At 59.0% G+C, this 16,372-nt stretch carries 17 protein-coding genes; 6 read left to right on the top strand and 11 right to left on the bottom strand.

All coding sequences use genetic code 11. The features are described 5' to 3' along the window. The first annotated feature begins 9 nt into the window (after nucleotides 1–9). Nucleotides 10–927 carry a DUF2971 domain-containing protein gene (locus EDC26_RS00610; protein ID WP_132579338.1) on the top strand — a complete coding sequence of 306 codons (918 nt, stop codon included), beginning with the start codon at nucleotides 10–12 and terminating at the stop codon, nucleotides 925–927. 7 nt (nucleotides 928–934) lie between these two features. Here EDC26_RS00610 and EDC26_RS00605 read toward each other — a convergent pair whose 3' ends face one another. The 7 genes from EDC26_RS00605 to EDC26_RS00575 all read right to left on the bottom strand — a co-directional run bounded on the left by EDC26_RS00605 (nucleotide 935) and on the right by EDC26_RS00575 (nucleotide 7,047). Further along, nucleotides 935–1,219 carry a helix-turn-helix domain-containing protein gene (locus tag EDC26_RS00605; RefSeq protein WP_132579337.1) on the bottom strand — a complete coding sequence of 95 codons (285 nt, stop codon included), beginning with the start codon at nucleotides 1,217–1,219 and terminating at the stop codon, nucleotides 935–937. Continuing rightward, nucleotides 1,212–1,526, bottom strand: a complete 315-nt coding sequence (locus tag EDC26_RS00600; protein WP_132579336.1) for a transcriptional regulator — start codon at nucleotides 1,524–1,526, stop codon at nucleotides 1,212–1,214. The genes EDC26_RS00605 and EDC26_RS00600 overlap by 8 nt, the downstream gene beginning before the upstream one ends. 346 nt (nucleotides 1,527–1,872) lie before the next feature. Beyond that, nucleotides 1,873–2,682: an alkaline phosphatase family protein gene (locus tag EDC26_RS00595; protein ID WP_132579335.1), complete on the bottom strand. Its 810-nt coding sequence runs from the start codon at nucleotides 2,680–2,682 to the stop codon at nucleotides 1,873–1,875. Nucleotides 2,683–2,736: 54 nt separating this feature from the next. Then, nucleotides 2,737–3,378 (bottom strand): glutathione S-transferase family protein, encoded by a 642-nt coding sequence (locus EDC26_RS00590; RefSeq protein ID WP_132579334.1) that lies wholly within the window; start codon nucleotides 3,376–3,378, stop codon nucleotides 2,737–2,739. A 254-nt stretch (nucleotides 3,379–3,632) separates the two neighbouring features. Then, nucleotides 3,633–3,986 carry a hypothetical protein gene (locus EDC26_RS00585; protein WP_132579333.1) on the bottom strand — a complete coding sequence of 118 codons (354 nt, stop codon included), beginning with the start codon at nucleotides 3,984–3,986 and terminating at the stop codon, nucleotides 3,633–3,635. 92 nt (nucleotides 3,987–4,078) lie between these two features. Then, entirely contained in the window at nucleotides 4,079–5,647 is a 1,569-nt protein-coding gene (locus EDC26_RS00580; RefSeq protein ID WP_132579332.1) for a multicopper oxidase family protein, read from the bottom strand. A gap of 176 nt (nucleotides 5,648–5,823) precedes the next feature. Further along, nucleotides 5,824–7,047, bottom strand: coding sequence for an MFS transporter (locus EDC26_RS00575; protein WP_132579331.1), 1,224 nt, complete (start codon nucleotides 7,045–7,047; stop codon nucleotides 5,824–5,826). 121 nt (nucleotides 7,048–7,168) lie between these two features. On the opposite strand from EDC26_RS00575, the gene EDC26_RS00570 reads away from it, so the two are divergent. Beyond that, nucleotides 7,169–7,933, top strand: a complete 765-nt coding sequence (locus tag EDC26_RS00570) for an AraC family transcriptional regulator (protein ID WP_132579330.1) — start codon at nucleotides 7,169–7,171, stop codon at nucleotides 7,931–7,933. A gap of 15 nt (nucleotides 7,934–7,948) precedes the next feature. Here EDC26_RS00570 and EDC26_RS00565 read toward each other — a convergent pair whose 3' ends face one another. Next, nucleotides 7,949–9,172: an FAD-dependent oxidoreductase gene (locus tag EDC26_RS00565; protein WP_243700731.1), complete on the bottom strand. Its 1,224-nt coding sequence runs from the start codon at nucleotides 9,170–9,172 to the stop codon at nucleotides 7,949–7,951. 146 nt (nucleotides 9,173–9,318) lie between these two features. Here EDC26_RS00565 and serA point away from each other — a divergent pair, with 146 nt between their 5' ends. From serA to EDC26_RS00545, 4 genes are all read left to right on the top strand, one after another. Next, nucleotides 9,319–10,518, top strand: a complete 1,200-nt coding sequence (gene serA, locus EDC26_RS00560; protein WP_132579328.1) for a phosphoglycerate dehydrogenase — start codon at nucleotides 9,319–9,321, stop codon at nucleotides 10,516–10,518. Between the two features lie 14 nt (nucleotides 10,519–10,532). Further along, on the top strand, nucleotides 10,533–10,967 hold the full coding sequence (locus EDC26_RS00555) for a MarR family winged helix-turn-helix transcriptional regulator (RefSeq protein ID WP_165930860.1): 435 nt from the start codon (nucleotides 10,533–10,535) through the stop codon (nucleotides 10,965–10,967). A gap of 227 nt (nucleotides 10,968–11,194) precedes the next feature. After that, complete coding sequence (locus EDC26_RS00550; protein ID WP_132579327.1) at nucleotides 11,195–13,018, top strand: chloride channel protein; 1,824 nt, start codon at nucleotides 11,195–11,197, stop codon at nucleotides 13,016–13,018. A gap of 70 nt (nucleotides 13,019–13,088) precedes the next feature. Next, on the top strand, nucleotides 13,089–14,246 hold the full coding sequence (locus EDC26_RS00545; RefSeq protein WP_132579326.1) for a D-alanyl-D-alanine carboxypeptidase family protein: 1,158 nt from the start codon (nucleotides 13,089–13,091) through the stop codon (nucleotides 14,244–14,246). Nucleotides 14,247–14,261: 15 nt separating this feature from the next. Here EDC26_RS00545 and EDC26_RS00540 read toward each other — a convergent pair whose 3' ends face one another. The 3 genes from EDC26_RS00540 to EDC26_RS00530 are packed head-to-tail and all read right to left on the bottom strand — an operon-like array spanning nucleotide 14,262 to nucleotide 16,352. After that, on the bottom strand, nucleotides 14,262–14,750 hold the full coding sequence (locus EDC26_RS00540) for an RrF2 family transcriptional regulator (RefSeq protein WP_132579325.1): 489 nt from the start codon (nucleotides 14,748–14,750) through the stop codon (nucleotides 14,262–14,264). Beyond that, nucleotides 14,750–15,955, bottom strand: a complete 1,206-nt coding sequence (locus tag EDC26_RS00535; protein ID WP_132579324.1) for an NnrS family protein — start codon at nucleotides 15,953–15,955, stop codon at nucleotides 14,750–14,752. The genes EDC26_RS00540 and EDC26_RS00535 overlap by 1 nt, the downstream gene beginning before the upstream one ends. After that, nucleotides 15,948–16,352 (bottom strand): group III truncated hemoglobin, encoded by a 405-nt coding sequence (locus EDC26_RS00530; RefSeq protein ID WP_132579323.1) that lies wholly within the window; start codon nucleotides 16,350–16,352, stop codon nucleotides 15,948–15,950. The genes EDC26_RS00535 and EDC26_RS00530 overlap by 8 nt, the downstream gene beginning before the upstream one ends. Between the last annotated feature and the right edge of the window lie 20 nt (nucleotides 16,353–16,372).

Here is a 16,372-nt window from a genome sequence, read left to right as displayed (position 1 = left end):
ACATTGACAATGATCTTGTATCACTACTGTAGTCCAGAAGCATTTCTCAGCATCATTCAGGGGAAAAAGCTCTGGCTATCTCGTATAAATAATATGTCCGACTACATGGAAGGAAGCTGGATAGTCGGAATTATTGACGAAATCCTTCCATCGCTTGCGCAGGAGTTTGGCCGAGAGGCTGCGCAACAGGTTGTCGGTCAATACAATCGCGATAAATTCAGCCCCTATGTTTGCTGCTTTTCCGAGGATGGAGACATGCTCAGCCAATGGCGCGGGTACGCAAATGATGGCTATGGGTTTTCAATTGGATTCAATAGTGAGTTTTTTCCCAGTACGACAGGAATCCCTCGACAAGCATTTACCGAGGAAACCAAACTATGGCTTTGCAAGGTGGAGTATCAACTGGACGTCCAGCAAAATTTCATCCGGCGGCTACTTGAATTAGCCATGCGAGACGTCACGGCAAAGGCGGGAGAAATTCCTTTAGGCGTACAAGAGCAGATTGCTTACATGAGCGCGAAAATGAGCGCGAAAAATAATGGAATTTCTTTGCCCGAAATTCCATGTGGAGGGCTTCATGAGCTGATTCGCCAATTAACTGGGTATGCTGTTATCGCAAAAAATCCCGCGTTCCATGAAGAGCGGGAACATCGCTTAATTCATGCGCCGCTGGTCATCGCGGATCGGACTACAAATCAGACTACAGACAGTCGCTTTGAAATATCCGATCCAAAGCATAGGGTGACCAACAACCGGATTTGTGCCTACTACGAGTTTGATTTATCAGAGTACATAAACAAAGGCATCATTGCCGAAATCGTTAAAGGTCCGAAAAATGGAACCTCGGATAATGACCTTGCTGCAATTTTCGGAAAGATGGAACGCACCGATATACCGATTAGGCAATCCAAAGCTTCATACCGTTGATTATTCACTATGCCACCGCCAGCTCGCGTAGCACTTCGGGATGGCGCATGGCCACCGCCAGCAGGGTTTGCGCCGCACCAGAAGGCTTGCGTCGACCTTGCTCCCATTCTTGCAGGGTTCGCACGGATACGCCCATGAGTGCGGCGAATTGCGTCTGAGACAGCTCGGAGGCTGCCCGTACCTGCGCCACCGGGGAGTGCACCACCGTGCCTACCCCGGCCTTCATTTGTTTGACCGAGGCCAGCAGTTTCAAGCCTAATTCCTGCCCCGTCATGCTTTCACGTTTAGTCATGTTCCAGCTCCTTTTTGATTGCGTTCAGAATGTGCGCCGGGATGGTGCCGCGCACCGCTTTAGCGTAGATCACCAGCAGGTGAATCACGCCGTTGTCCAGACGGTTAAAGTAAATCACCCGCACGCCGCCGCGCTTGCCCGTGCCCTGGCGCGTCCAGCGCACCTTGCGACAGCCGCCCGAACCGGGGATCACGTCGCCAGCCTCTGGATGCTGCGCCAGCCAGGCGCAGAACTCACCACGTTCGTCTTCCTGCCAAATGGCTTTGGCATCCGCGCTAAACGTCGGGGTTTCGATAATCGTGTACATAGATAAGATTATACGTCAGAGACGTATAAAAGAGCAAGTAAAGGGGCCTCTTTTATTACATCTGAAAATATGGGTCCACTTTAAGCTTGTGCTTTTTATTAGCTGCCCGGTCCTAGCCCTTTGAGGGGCGTTTTTATGTGATTTCCGGCCAAGAAATGCTTAAGGGTGTCAGCTTAGAACGAAATTAATCAGGTTTCTGCTGTGCATGGGCGCCACGCTGGTCGTGGGCGATCTGTTTCCTTGCTGGCATAGGTTTTTCACAAGGCCTGACACGCCATTCCGTCGACCAAGGCCGGGCAGAGCGCAGACATCCCTGATGCGTGTGCGCGTGTCTGACGCTTCCATCTCACAAAAGCAGCCCCGCATTGTGTTGCTTGGAATGCTCGATGCCCAGCAAATCGGCGGCAATGCCGCAAATTTCGGTTTGCCGCGCATGAATTCCGGGGTGATGGCTGAAGCGGCTGCCCGCCAGGAATAGCGGCACTTGACGTTCTTCGGGGAGGATGCCGCCGTGGTTGCAGTCATTGTTCATGCCGTGGTCGCTGGTGACCATCACTTGGTAGTCGGCGGCTAGCCACGCGGGGATATATTCCGCCAGCACACTGTCGACGCGTCGCGCTGCGTTGCGGTATTGGTGGCTGTCAAAGCCGTGATGATGGCCGGTGTCGTCCAGGCTCATGGGGTGGATCAACAGAAAATCCGGGTCGTGTCGCTGGCGCAGCGTTTCCGCGTCGACCAGTAGATGGTCATCGGGGTAATCGTTGCCGTGGTAGAAGATGCCATGTTGGATCGGCAGCGCGGGGTCGTCTGTGTAGCGATCGCGTACCGGCACGTAGGGCGAGCGGTTGTAGAGTTCGCTGAACCAATGATAGGTGGCGGCGGCGGTCGTGAGTCCGGCGGCGCGGGCCAGGTGAAACAGGCTCTGCTGGTTGGATAAACGATTGACGTCGTTGTGGACGATACCGCTGTCGACGGGCGGAACGCCGGTCAGGATGCACTCGTAGAGCGGGCGCGACAGCGACGGCAAGGCGCATTCAAGTTGATAGAGGCTGGCCCGGCCCGCTTCGCACAACCCTTGCAAGTGGCCCATGCCGTCGTGGGCGACCTGCCATGCCAAACCATCAATAATGATCAGGATAACTTTGCTGGGTTTCACGGTTTTCTCGTTGGTTTGGTTCACAGATATATGTCACTGGTTTAGGGGTATTTTTTAATTGGTGCCGCTTTCTTGCGCAGCGGCCATTGCCGTATCTTTTTCCCGGGCACGGGTTACGGCCGGACGTGATGTTACGCGCTCGATGTAGTTGCGGATGGTCGGAGTTTCGGGGACCAGTTTGAATCGGGTGGTCCAGTCCAGCGCGGTGCCCCACAGCACGTCGGCGGCTGTGAAAGTGTCGCCTAGCAGCCATGGACCGGGTTGCAACTGGTCGGTAAGCGTTTTCAGCATGGTGTCGTAGTCGCCGTAGGGCGACGTGGACGGCTTGGCCGGCGTGTTTTGCTGGGCACGGTCGATCAGCGCGGGTTCGAAGCATGAGCCGTAATACACCATCCAGCGCAGGTAGGGTCCGCGCAGCGGGTCGCCGATTGGGGGTGCGAGTTTTGCCTGTGGGTAGAGATCGGCCAGGTACATGAATACGGCGGGTTGTTCGGTAACGAGGGCGTTGCCGTGCAGGATGGCGGGCACTTTGCCCATGGGGTTGATGGCCAGGTATTCGGGTTGGCGCTGTTCACCCTTTTTCATGTTGAGCAGGTGCAGGTCGTAGGCTACGCCGAGTTCTTCGAAGAGTGCCAGTGCGCCGCTGGAGCGGGTGTTGGGGGAGTGGAAGAAGGTGACGCGGGGCTGGGTGCTCATGGTGGTGGTCCCTTTTGAGGCCGATGGCAGGATTGCCGGTGGTTTGCGGGTTCGATGCGGTGTGACGCTATCGGCCTGTGGCTTATTGAAATTCTACCGATTAGGCGGTGTTTGTTGTTGTGAAGTTGTAACGGTTCGGTAGCGGTGCCCTGTAGCGCCACCCGTAGCGCCACCCCTTGTGGGTGGCATTCGCTGCAGGTGGCATTTTTCGTATCAACCCTATCCGCTTAAAACCTTCTAGCCCCGCGCCGTGGTCAGTCAAGGTGGATCGGGCTCTGACGGGCACGGTTCTGGCTGCGCCAGAACTTCCCGCGCGCAGGACCGGCTTCGGGGCGGCGTGCGAACTCGTGGGGCGAATAGCCCACTGGGCTATTCGCAATCGTCCCACTCAAACAGCGCACGCCTTGAATCCCCGAAGCCGGCCCTGCGCGCGGCGTGCCCGAATCGCCCGCCCCACCTTGACCGCCCACGACGCTCGTTTTGTGGATGTTTGTGGGGGTGTTGGCGATTTGGATGACGTGACCGTCATTAATGTAGCGGCAGCCCTTGTGGCTGCCAAATCGTTGGAAATCGTCGCGGTATTTATAGAACGCCGATGGCAGCCACAAGGGCTGCCGCTACATGATTGACGGGTACGTGTTTGTAGCGGCACCCCTTGTGGGTGCCATGGGATTCCGGTGCGGATATGTCTTTGCTCTTCTTATACGACGTTTACGATGCCCATCATTCCCAGGTCTTCGTGTTCGAGTATGTGGCAATGGTACATGCGCTTGCCTGTCAGTGTTTGCACGATCTTCAGGCGCACTGTTTCATCGGGGCGTACATTGGCCGTGTCTTTCCAGGCCAGTATGGGTTCGGGTGTGATCTGCCCTTTGTGTTCACGTTCGACTATTTGAAATTGGGCGCCATGAATATGGAAGGGGTGGTCCATGTCGGAGTGGTTGACGATCTCCCATAGTTCGACTTCGTCTTTGCGGCTTTCCTGGTCGATGCGGCCCATGGCAAAGCTGCGGCCGTTGAGGAGGAATTCCATCCCGGAGGGAAAGCCATCGTGGTTCATTCCCATGGCCAGCATGTTCATTTTTTCGGAGAACACGATTTTCTTTGTGGCGGTGGGCTTGTCCAGGGGGGCGATGTCTCGCAGGCGGTCGGGCAGGTGCAGCGGCTGAGCGTTCGATGTCTTGATCTGGGCCAGAACGATGGTGGGGTCGTCGGAGGGGCTGCCGTGGCCCATGGTCATTTTCTTGCGATCGTAGGGCGCGGCGGTGAGCAGGAACGATGTGGGTTGGGGCGGAGCGGATACGATCAGTTCGGCCCGTTCGGCGGGTGCCAGCACGATGTCCTTCAGGTCGTGGACGGCATGGGTCAATAAGCCGCCATCGGTGCCCACTTGGCTAAAGGTGTGGCTGTTCAGGCTCAGGCGCACATAGCGGGCGTTGCAGGCATTCCATATACGCCAGCGCTCGTTGCCGTTGAGTTGAATTCGCGGTTGATGCTGGCCGTTCAGCAAGACGTATTGCCCCTCGCGGCCATTCATCCAGTCCATCATGGTGTTGGGCGGGATGACGCCATCGGCCAGCAGCTTCAGGTCGGATATGAACAGATGCCGTTCCGGGTATGTGGCCAGGGGATCGTTTTTGGCTCTGACGATGATCGGGCCCGCCAGGCCGCGGAATACCTGTTCGCTGGAAAGTCGATGCGGGTGCGGGTGGTACCAGTAGGTGCCCGAGCTGCCCAGGGGCAGCGTGAAGGTATAGATGCGCGTGCCGCCGGGTTCGACCATGGCGTCCGGGTTGCCGTCCTGGTCGCTGGGCACGGGCAGGCCGTGCCAATGGATAGTGGACGGTTGGGGCAGGTGGTTGACGAAGGTGATTTCGATCCGGTCGCCTTCGAAGACGTCGATCAGGGGCGCCACCGTGTCTTCGTTATACAGCCACATTTCGGTGGCCGGACCGGTCGGGTTGGCCAGCAGCGCAACGGAGCGGGGTTGGGCTGTCAATGTGGCGCGAAACTGACCTGGCTGTTTGCTTTGATTGGCGAGCCTGGGGAGCTGGCGCAACGTGGCACCACTGGCCAGCGCAGTGGGTCCGGCCAGTTTGTCCGTGGATTGGCCCATCATGGGCATACGGTGTTGCATTCCCATGGCACCCATGGACATGCCGTGAGACATGTCGTGCATGCCGGGCATGCCTTGGGCCGATAGCCGCGACGCGAAGGCGGCGATGGCAGGGGCGGCGAGTGTCTTGGTCAGGAAATCGCGGCGACTCATGAGCTTGATCCTTGGCATGGTTCGGGTAAAGAACCATTTTGCGCCTTCCTATATTGTGAAGGTCAAGCGCAAGCATGGTGTAGCGGCGGCCCTTGTGGCTGCCATCTACGCAAGGTAACCGATCTCTGATCGTTACGGTTTTGCCACCCACAAGGGGTGGCGCCACAGGGTTGCCGCTAAACCGCGCCTGCGCGCTTCTTGTTATTGCGATTCATATTGGGCAGCCAGAAGGCGGCAATTCCGATCAGGGGCAGGTAGGCGCAGACGTGGTAGACGAATTCGATGCTGGTTGCGTCGGCAAGCATGCCCAGCACAGCGGCGCCTATGCCGGCCATGCCAAAGGCGAAGCCGAAAAACAGGCCGGAAATGGTGCCGATTTTGCCTGGCACCAGTTCTTGCGCATAAACCACGATAGCGGGGAATGCCGAGGCGATGACGACGCCGATGATGAAAACCAGCACGACGGTCCAGAACAGGCTGACAAAAGGCAGGAGCAGGGTAAAGGGAGCCGCGCCCAGGATGGAACCCCAGATGATCCGCTTGCGGCCGATGCGATCGCCTATCGGGCCGCCCGTAATGGTGCCGATGGCTACGCCTACCAGGAAGACGAACAGGCAATACTGGGAAAACTGAATCGAGACGCCGAAATGGTGCATCAGGTAAAAGGTGAAGTAGCTGTTCAGGCCGGAGAGATAAAAGAATTTTGAAAACACCAGCAGCATCAAAACAGACAGGGCGCCGATAACCTGCTTGCGCGTCAGGCCGGTGTCTGTCTTGCCCAGGCTGGTGCGCCCGCGCGTGCCGGTCAGGTTTGTCGAATACCAGCGGCCGACGCGGTACAAAATAAGCATGGCGAGCAGGGCCGCCAGCGACACCCAGGCCACGCTGCCTTGTCCGAACGGTACGATGATCAGCGCCGCCAGCAGGGGCCCGATGGATGAGCCGATATTGCCGCCCACTTGGAAGATGGATTGGGCCAGGCCATGGTGGCCCGCCGACGCCATGCGCGCCACGCGTGACGATTCGGGATGGAACACCGACGAGCCCATGCCGATCAGCATGGCGGCGGCCACGGTGCTGGGAAAGTTCCATGACTGGGACAACAGAATCAGTCCTGCGAAGGTAAACCCCATTCCCATGGGCAAGGAAAACGGCAGAGGGCGCTTATCGGTGAAAAAACCGATCAGGGGCTGCAGCAGCGACGAGGAAAATTGAAACGCCAGGGTAATGACGCCCACCTGGGCAAAGCTTAAGTTGAAGTGGCTCTGGAATACCGGGTAGAGCGCCAGCAACACCGACTGCATCATGTCGTTCAACAGGTGCGATACGCTGATCGCGCCCAGCACGCCATAAGCCACTCCGGGTGGAGTGGGCGCGACTTGCGCCGTTGCTTGATTCATTTTTTGGATTCCGTGGAGTCAGGCCAGCGAAGAATGCCCGTTGATTTTTAGACTATAAGCAAGACTGGGCTGACTGTCTTTATAATCTAAGACAAACATCATTGAATTTCAGCCATACGAAATGCCCAGACACATAGACACGGTGGAAGACACGGACCGCGATGTGATTGCGCTGGAGTCCGTGTACCCCAATGGACAGATCGTCGATACGCATTCGCATCGGCGCGTACAGCTGCTTTACGGCGCTACCGGCACCATGCAGTTGGACACGAAATTCGGGACCTGGATTGTTCCCCCAGGCTTTGCGGTCTGGATTCCCGCGGGTGTACCTCATCAATTGACCATGACCAATGTGGTCACGCACAGCCTGTATTTCAGGAGCGCGGCCTTGGCCAATCCGCCGCAGAAATGCCAGGTTATCGAGGTGCCGCCGTTCTTGAAGGAATTGATTCGCGAAGCCATCAAGGTGCCGCTGCTTTATGAACCGGACCTGCGTGATGGCTTATTGATGAAAATGTTGTTGCAAGAGGCGTGCATCCAGCCCGTTGTGCCTTTGCATCTGCCCATGCCGAAGGACCCGCAGCTGGCCAGGCTGTGCCAGGCTTTTTACAAGGCGCCCGTCCAGACGGCCACGCCGCAAGAGTGGGCTCGGCGGCTGCATGTCAGCGAGCGCACGTTTTATCGTCGGTTCTTGGCCAGCACCGGCATGACATTCATGAGCTGGCGCCAGCAGGCCTGTGTTTTTGTGGCCCTGTCTCGCTTGTCGCTCGGACAGAGCGTGACGGCTATTGCCCTGGACATGGGTTATGAAAGCCCTTCGTCGTTTTCCACCATGTTCAAGAAATCCATGGGGTTTGCGCCCAGCTTGTACATGAGACAGGTCTGAACACGGCCGTTGGGCTTACGATGCCGGCGGCTGCGGCGATCGAACATGTTCGCGGCGAAAGCCTTTTCCAAATACCCGCGCAGGGATGGAGCGGATCAAGCGGGAGCGCAGGAAAAAGCGGACGACGCCCGACAATCTCATTGGCTTGCCGTCATCCTGGGAGGCAAGTGCCGGCGCGATGATCCGGCGCTGTAACAGTACTTGTATAGCCTGAATGATTTTGGTGGGCAGCAGGCGCCGTTGCTGTACGGCGGCGAGCGTTGCGTCGTTGGGCAGGCCGGGCGCGAGAAGCGCCGGCGCCAGGATATTGGCGGCAGCCACCGCATCCTGTATGGCCAGGTTGATGCCCACGCCTCCTATGGGCGACATGGCGTGCGCGGCGTCCCCGATCAGCAGCAGGCCGGGGCGATGCCATTGCGGCAGCCGGTCGACGCGAACTTCCAATAGCTTGACTTCATCCCATGATGCCAAGGTATCGATCCGGTCGGCCAGGAACGGGACCCGCCGTGCAATGCGGGCGCGGAAATCGGCGATGGGGTCGGCGCGCAGCCTGGCCGAGCCGCCTTTGGCGATGACGCAGGCGGCTTGCCAGTAATCGTTGCGGTTGAGCAAAACCAGAAAATTGCCTTTTCCCGGGACTCCGTAGGTGCCGGCGGGGTCGTCGGGATGTCGGGGCAGGCGGAACCAGAGCACGTCCATGGGTGCTCCCAGGTTTTGAGGCTGTAGCGCGGCGGCGTCGCGCAAGCACGACTGGCGGCCGTCGCAGCCGATGACCAGGTCGGCATGCACATGAAGGACGCCTTCGGGTGTTGTTGCGGTCACTGCGGCGACACGATTATCGTGATACAGAAGGCCGGTGGCCTCGGTGTTCATGTGCAAGGTAAAATTGGGATGGCGCTGCGCCTCCTCGGCCAGCATATTAAGCAAATCCCATTGCGGTACCAGCGACATATAGGGGAATGGTTTCAGGCCGCGGAAATCGCCCATGACATGTGCGCCGTCGGCGAACCAGCCTTCGATTTCGTTGATGCGGCGTTGCGGCAATGCGTCGAAGCGTTGTTTAAGGCCCAGCTCGGTGAGGATTTCGAGGGTGGATGGATGCACCGTGTCGCCGCGGAAGTCGCGCAGGAAGTCGGCGTGTTTTTCCAGGACCACAGTAGCGACGTTGGCACGCGCCAGCAACAAGCCAAGCATTATCCCGGCGGGACCCCCGCCCACAATGCAGCAGCGGGTTTTCACGGTACTTTCCATCGCCGTAGTATGCGCAGTCGCTCATAGCCGGTCAAGAAAGTTTGGGCGCTTTAACCCTTGTCCCAGCATGGATGTAGGTGTTTATACTTAATTGTTGCAGCACAATAATCGTTTGTTGTTTGCTTGGAATCTTCATGACCCGAATTGTTTTGTTCGAAAATATCCACCCTAGCGCCCGGGAAGTCTTCGCGGAGGCTGGCTTTAACGATATTGTGGCGCATGCCTCGGCATTGCCGCCCGAGTCCTTGCGCGAAGCCCTGCGGGGCGCGCAGGTGGCGGGGATACGCTCGCGCACGCATCTTGATGCCGCTTTGCTGTCGGACTTGTCCGATTTGCGTGCGGTGGGCTGTTTTTGCATAGGCACCAACCAGGTCGACCTCGAAACGACCATGTTGCGTGGCGTGCCGGTTTTCAATGCGCCGTTTTCGAATACGCGTTCGGTGGCCGAATTGGTGCTGGCCGAGGCTATTTTGCTGCTACGCCGCATTCCTGAGAAGAATGCTCGCGTGCATCAGGGGCACTGGGACAAATCCGCCACGGGCGCGTTCGAGGCGCGCGGCAAAACGCTGGGGGTGATTGGCTACGGCAATATCGGTTCGCAGGTGGGGACGCTGGCCGAGACCTGCGGCATGCGAGTGGTTTTTCACGATATCGAGGCCAAGCTGCCGCTGGGCAACGCGCGCGCCTGCACCTCGCTCGAGGCGCTGCTGGCGCAATCCGACGTGGTGACCCTGCATGTGCCGGGTGGGCGCGGCACAAAGAATATTATGGATGCCGCAACCTTGGCCGCCATGAAGCCGGGCGCAATTCTGATCAACGCGTCGCGCGGCACGGTGGTTGATATCGATGCGCTGCATGCCGCCCTGAATAGCGGGCATTTGTCGGGCGCGGCGCTGGATGTTTTCCCCACTGAGCCCAAAAACGTGGATGAGCCGCTGGCCAGCCCCCTCATCGGCATGCGCAACGTGATCCTGACGCCTCATATAGGCGGCAGCACGCAGGAATCGCAGGAAAACATCGGCCGCGAAGTGGCGGAAAAACTGGTGCGCTATTTGCGGAGCGGCACGTCGAAAGGGGCTGTCAATTTCCCCGAGATTCCCTATCAGGAGGCCGCCGGCTCGGCGCGTATTTTGCATGTGCACCGCAATCTGCCGGGCGCGCTGGGTACGCTGAGCAATCTGATGGCCGAGCATGGTTTGAACATTGTCAGCCAGCAACTGCAGACCCGCGGCCAGATCGGCTATGTGATCTCCGATGTGGAAGGCACCGTCGACGATACCGTGATGTCGGTTTTGCGCAGCCACCCCATTACCGTGCGTTGCGATCTGGTGTGATTTAGAATGGGCGCGTGACTACTTCCTCTCCCTTGCCCAAAAACACCACGCGCCAGCTCAGCGACGCCGACTATGAAACGTTGGCGTCGTTTCGGCACGCCTTGCGCCGTTTTATTGTATTTAGCGAAGCGGTCGCCGTCACCGAAGGCCTGGCCACGCAACAGCACCAAGCCTTGCTGGCGATTAAAGGCCTGGCTCGGTCTCCGAGCGTGGGTGAGTTGGCCGAACGCCTGATGATACGTCACCACAGCGCGGTAGAACTGGTCGGCCGCCTGGTGCGCATGGGGCTGGTTTCACGTCTGCCGGACCCTACCGACCGGCGTCGCGTGCGGGTATCGCTGACCCCGCTGGCCGAGCAAAAACTGGCCGGGCTGTCGGCCGCTCATCTGGAAGAGCTGCGCGCAATTCGGCCTCTTTTGGTGAGTTTGCTGGATCGTTTCGACGATTGACGCGACTTGGCCGTCGTACGATTGCGACAGATAGGGGTTCTCCAGAACGAAGTCGTCCATAAGGTTTGAAATAGGCATTTATATCGTGATACGATATAAATGCCTATTTTCAGGCGACCAGACTCGTTTACCGATACGGCGTATGCGAGTTTCCGCAGCCCGTATCGCGGGTGTGCAGCGGGTCATCCATTCCTTTATTTTTTGCTTATCCGCAGGGCCTTCTTTTAATGTCTTCCCCTAAAGCTTTGCCCCGGGGTGCCGTGCCGGCGCCGCGCCTGGGTGATTTCACTACCGATAAGCGCGTGCTGCTTTTGATGGGAATGGCGGTTGTCGTGGGGGTGCTCGGCGTGGGATCGGCCTGGGTGCTGCTCAAGCTGATCGCTCTGTGCTCCAACGTTGCGTACTACGGCCGTTTTACAGTCGAGAACCTGCCCCCGTCGGGTACGCCGTTTGGCTGGTATGTCATGTTTGTGCCTTTCGTGGGCTGTCTGATCATCGGTTTCATGGCCCGTTACGGATCTGAAAAAATTCGCGGCCATGGCATACCGGAGGCGATCGAAGCCATCCTGATCGGCAAGAGCCGCATACAACCCAAGGTGGCCGTACTCAAGCCCTTGTCATCGGCCATTTCGATCGGGACGGGCGGCCCGTTCGGGGCCGAGGGCCCGATCATCATGACGGGTGGGGCCATCGGGTCGCTGCTGGCCCAGCTCATACACATGACATCGAGCGAGCGCAAGACCCTGCTGGTGGCCGGCGCCGCGGCCGGCATGACGGCCATATTCGGCACTCCTATAGCCGCTATTTTGCTGGCTGTGGAGCTTTTACTGTTTGAGTGGAAGCCGCGCAGTTTCCTGCCGGTCGCCATTGCGTCGATTGTGGCTGCGGCCGTGCGCCCTCTGATCATGACGGCAGCGCCCATATTTCCCTATGCCGGGGGCGTCACGGTGTCGGTGCCGCATGTGCTGGCGTGGGCGTTTATGGGAATTATCGCCGGAGTGGGGTCGGGGCTGTTGACCGCTTTCGTTTACGCCGTCGAGGATTTTTTCGAAAAGCTGCCCATTCATTGGATGTGGTGGCCGGCCCTGGGCGGCCTGATCGTGGGTGCGGGCGGCCTCATCGAGCCCGACGCGTTGGGCGTGGGCTACATCAACATTACCCATTTGCTGGCCAATAGCCTGACGCTGCAAGCGGTGGCGATGCTGCTGGTGGTCAAGGTCATTATCTGGTCGGTGGCGCTGGGTTCGGGCACATCGGGCGGCGTACTGGCCCCGTTGCTGATTTTCGGCGGCGCGATCGGCGCCCTGGTGGCGCCCTGGCTGCCTCCTGCGGACCCTGGTTTCTGGGCCTTGCTGGGAATGGCGGCCATGATGGGCGGCACTATGCGCGCGCCGCTGACCTCGTCCATGTTTGCCATGGAGCTGACGGGCAATTTTCAGATTTTGCTGCCGGTGCTCACAGCCTGCCTGTTTGCTTACGGGTTCACCGTACTGCTGCTGCGGCGCTCCATCCTGACCGAAAAAATCGCGCGTCACGGCGTACACATTACACGCGAATACCATGTCGATGAGTTCGATCTGGTGCGTGCCGATAGCATTATGACCGTCGAGGTCGATACCTTGCCGGCCAGCATGACCGTAGCCGATGCCATTACGTTTTTTACCACGACAGACTACCGCCATGCCAGCTATCCGGTACTCGACGAAACCCGGCAGGTGGTCGGCCAGGTGACCCGGGCCGATAGCCTGGCCTGGTCGCTGGACAAAAGCCACTGCGAGAGTACCTTGCTGGAGATGCTGCAGGATCAAGACCTCATGCTCGGCCACCCCGATGAAATGGTGGGCCGGGTTGCCGATCGCATGGCTTTGTCGGGTGTGGGCCGTATTCCTATTGTCGATCGGGTCGACGGCCGGCTGTTGGGCTTGATTGCGCGCAAGGATTTGATGCGCGTGCGGGCTCTGAGACTGACCGAAGAAGATGAACGCACCGCTTATTTCCGCTGGCGCCGTTCCAAGGCGAGGCGAGTCAGGAAAGAGAAAGCAAGCGTTTGATTCCATTTTGACTTGGAAACGGAATACTATTTGTTCCCTGCGTTGACACTGGGGTATTTTGGATATGCTCATGAAGACATTGATATTGGGTTTATGGATTGCGCTGGGTTGCGTCTCGGGCGCGTGGGCGCAGGCCGTGCCGGCCCCGGCGCTGGCCGCCAAAGCGTGGCTGTTGCTGGATGCGACCAGCGGCCAGGTGATCGCCGAGCAAAATGCCGATGTGCGTATCGAGCCGGCGTCGCTGACCAAGATCATGACGGCCTATCTGGTTTTCAAGGCCATCAAAGATCACCGGCTGTCCAAGCAGCAGACCGTGACGGTGTCCAAACGCGCCTGGAGCGTGGCCCCGGGCAGCTCCAAAATGTTTTTGATGCCGGGCACGAAGGTCACTGTGGACCAGTTGCTCAACGGCTTGCTGGTGCAGTCAGGCAACGACGCGGCCGTCGCGCTGGCCGAAGCGACCTCGGGCAATGTCGAAGGGTTTGTCGTACAGATGAATCGGGAGGCGCAGGCGATGGGTTTGCACGCCACTCATTTCGCCAATCCCAACGGGCTGCCCAACCCGGGCACCTATTCCAGTGCGCGCGACCTGTCGGTGTTGGCGCGGCATCTGATCCAGGATTTCCCTACCCTGTACAAGGGCTACGATACGACTCGCCAGTTTACCTACAACAAGATCACGCAAATCAATCGTAATCGCCTGTTGTGGCTGGATCCCTCGGTCGATGGCCTGAAGACTGGCCATACGGAGTCGGCCGGCTATTGTCTGATCGGCTCGGCGTTGCGGCCCGAGGGTGGCGTCCAGCGGCGCCTGATTTCGGTTGTGCTGGGCGCGGCCAGCAACCAGGCGCGCACTCAGGAAAGCCTGACCTTGTTGAACTGGGGCTTTCAGAACTTCGAGACGGTAAGGCTTTATAGCAAGGGGCAGGTGGTTACTACGTCGCGGGTCTGGAAAGGCCGGCAAAATCAGGTAAAACTGGGGTTTGACCATGATGTATTCCTGACCTTGCCGCGCTCGGCCAAGATCGGCAGCGTGCCCACCGTCAGCACCCCGGGACCATTGATTGCGCCTCTGGAGCTGCATGAGCCCGTCGCAACGCTGCACGCGAAGATCGACGGAAAATCGCTGAAGCTGCCGCTTGTGACGCTCGATGGCGTAGACCAGGCCGGTTTCCTGGGCCGCGCCTGGGATTCGGTGGCGTTGTGGGTGAACCAGGCGCGTGGGTAATCATCCCCCGGCACACTACCGGCTTTTTTCCATCCTTTGCGGGTGTTCCGTCCGGACCAGTTGCAATCTTCTTTGATTAGCCTGTTGCCTGAAGACTTCGCGGTCTTCTTCGGGCAGGATGTCGGCCAGGGTGTAGCGGTGAAGGTGCTGCAGGAATTGTTGCAATGCGCCGTCGATAATGGCGGTCAGGCGGCAACGCCCGCTTAGCGAACAGGTATTGCCCGACCCCAGGCATTCGACCAGGTCGAGATCGTTTTCGGTGTCGCGCAGCACCTCTCCCAAATTGATTTCGGCGGGCTCGTACGCCAGGCGCATGCCGCCGTTCCTGCCCCGCACAGTTTCGATCCAGCCATGTTGGCCGAGGCGATGGGTGATTTTCATTAGATGCGGCTCGGAAATGTCGTAGGCGCGGGCAATTTCCGAGATCGTGCAGAGTCGCTCCGGGTGCCGGCCCAGGTACATCAGCAGGCGCATGGAGTAGTCGGTCAGGGTGGTGAGTCGCATCAGTGTGTCCTGGGACGGATGAGCATGGGCGTAAAACGCCACAGATACAGGGCGAAGGCGGCAACCCAGCAGAGCGCGGCCGCCTGTAGCAGCCAGACGCTGGCCACGCCCGGCCACAAGGCCGCCAGGCGCAGGACGACCGCCGCCAGCACCAGCACGTAACTGGTGCGCATGCTGCCATCGAGCGCCAATGGGCGGCCCAAATGGCCAAGCGCCGTGCGTGTCACCATGCCGATGATCAGTACCGAGAATCCGCCCAGCGCAATCAGGTGAACGTGGGTGGCGGGCCGGGCGAGCACGCCCGTTTCCAGGCCGCTCAAGTAGCAGGCTGCCACGATCAGGCCCAGGCCCAGCGCCGCGTAGCCGATATAAAGTATCCAGATCAGGGGGGCGGATCGCGCTGCCAGCGGCTTCCACGAAAAGAGCTGGAACAGGCTGATTGCGCCCACAATGGCCAGCGCCAGCGCCATCGAACGCTCAAACCCGGCCACGCCGCAAACGATGGCCAGCAAGGCGAGGCCCAGCTGCCAGTGGCCGCTGCGCGTCAGCATCGGGATCTTGAGCCCTTGTATAGTGCGCATTGCAAAAAAAGGAATGACTCGGCGGGCGATCAACAGGGCAATCACCGCCATGCAGATCAGCCCCAGATTGAAGCGTTGCATCAGCAGCACATAGTCGCCGCGGAGCACCGCCTGCAGATACAGGGCGTTGGCGACTCCCAACCCCAGCATCAGCCATGGAATTCCATAGTTACGCTTGCTTTTGGCTTTAAGCACGACGCGCATCAGGGCGACGGCGCAGATCAGGAAAAAGGCCGATTCGCACACGCAGGCCACCCGAAAGCCGATGTCACCGCCGAATAGGTAGCCCAGGCGCGCCACAATCCATAGTGCGCATATCAGCGCCAAGGCAGACCCTTTAAGTGGGTTAAAGCCCGTCCAGGTGGCACTGGCGGTAAGCAGGAAGCCGGCCGCGATGGTGGCGATAAAGCCCCACAGCATTTCGTGGGCGTGCCAGGCAAGGCCTGTCATGGGATGGCCGATCAGCGATGGGGCGAAAATCCAGATGGCGATTGAAATCAGCGCCCAGCCGCACCCTGCAATGTAAAGCGGGCGGAATCCGAGGCCGAAGAAAGCGCCCAGTTGCGGGCTGGGGCGGCGCGCGGGGGCGGCCTGTTCTTCGATGTGCAAAATTTGACTAGCCATTAACAATCTCCAGGGGAGCGCGGTCCGGCTCATTATTGAGCTGGTATCCGTACCAGAGGCTGCGTGCAATACGCTGGGCGTACTCTTCTGCGCGTTGGGCCAAGAGCCGGTTGGGCAATTCTTCAGTGGTTTGGTGAAACAGGGCGAGCCATTGCTGAAACAAGGTGGCGTTCAGCCCCGGCAGGGCGATGTGGGTGGGCATGGGGGAGCCGCGATAGGTGCCCGCGCCCAGCAGCAGCGATGACCAGAAGCGCACCATCTTGGCCAGATGCGTATCCCAGTCTTCGACGTGTTTATTGAATACAGGGCCGAGCAGGCCGTCAACGCGTACCCGATCGTAGAAACCGTAGACCAGCGTGACGATTTCTTCTTCGGTGCACAGTTCGCGGGGCGCCATGGGATACTCCGGGTGAGGTT

The sequence above is a fragment of the Paralcaligenes ureilyticus genome, assembly GCF_004346225.1.
GTDB classification, from domain to species: domain Bacteria; phylum Pseudomonadota; class Gammaproteobacteria; order Burkholderiales; family Burkholderiaceae_B; genus Paralcaligenes; species Paralcaligenes ureilyticus.
Note: the sequence above shows the minus strand (reverse complement) of the source record. Positions and strands in the feature narration are given on the sequence as shown.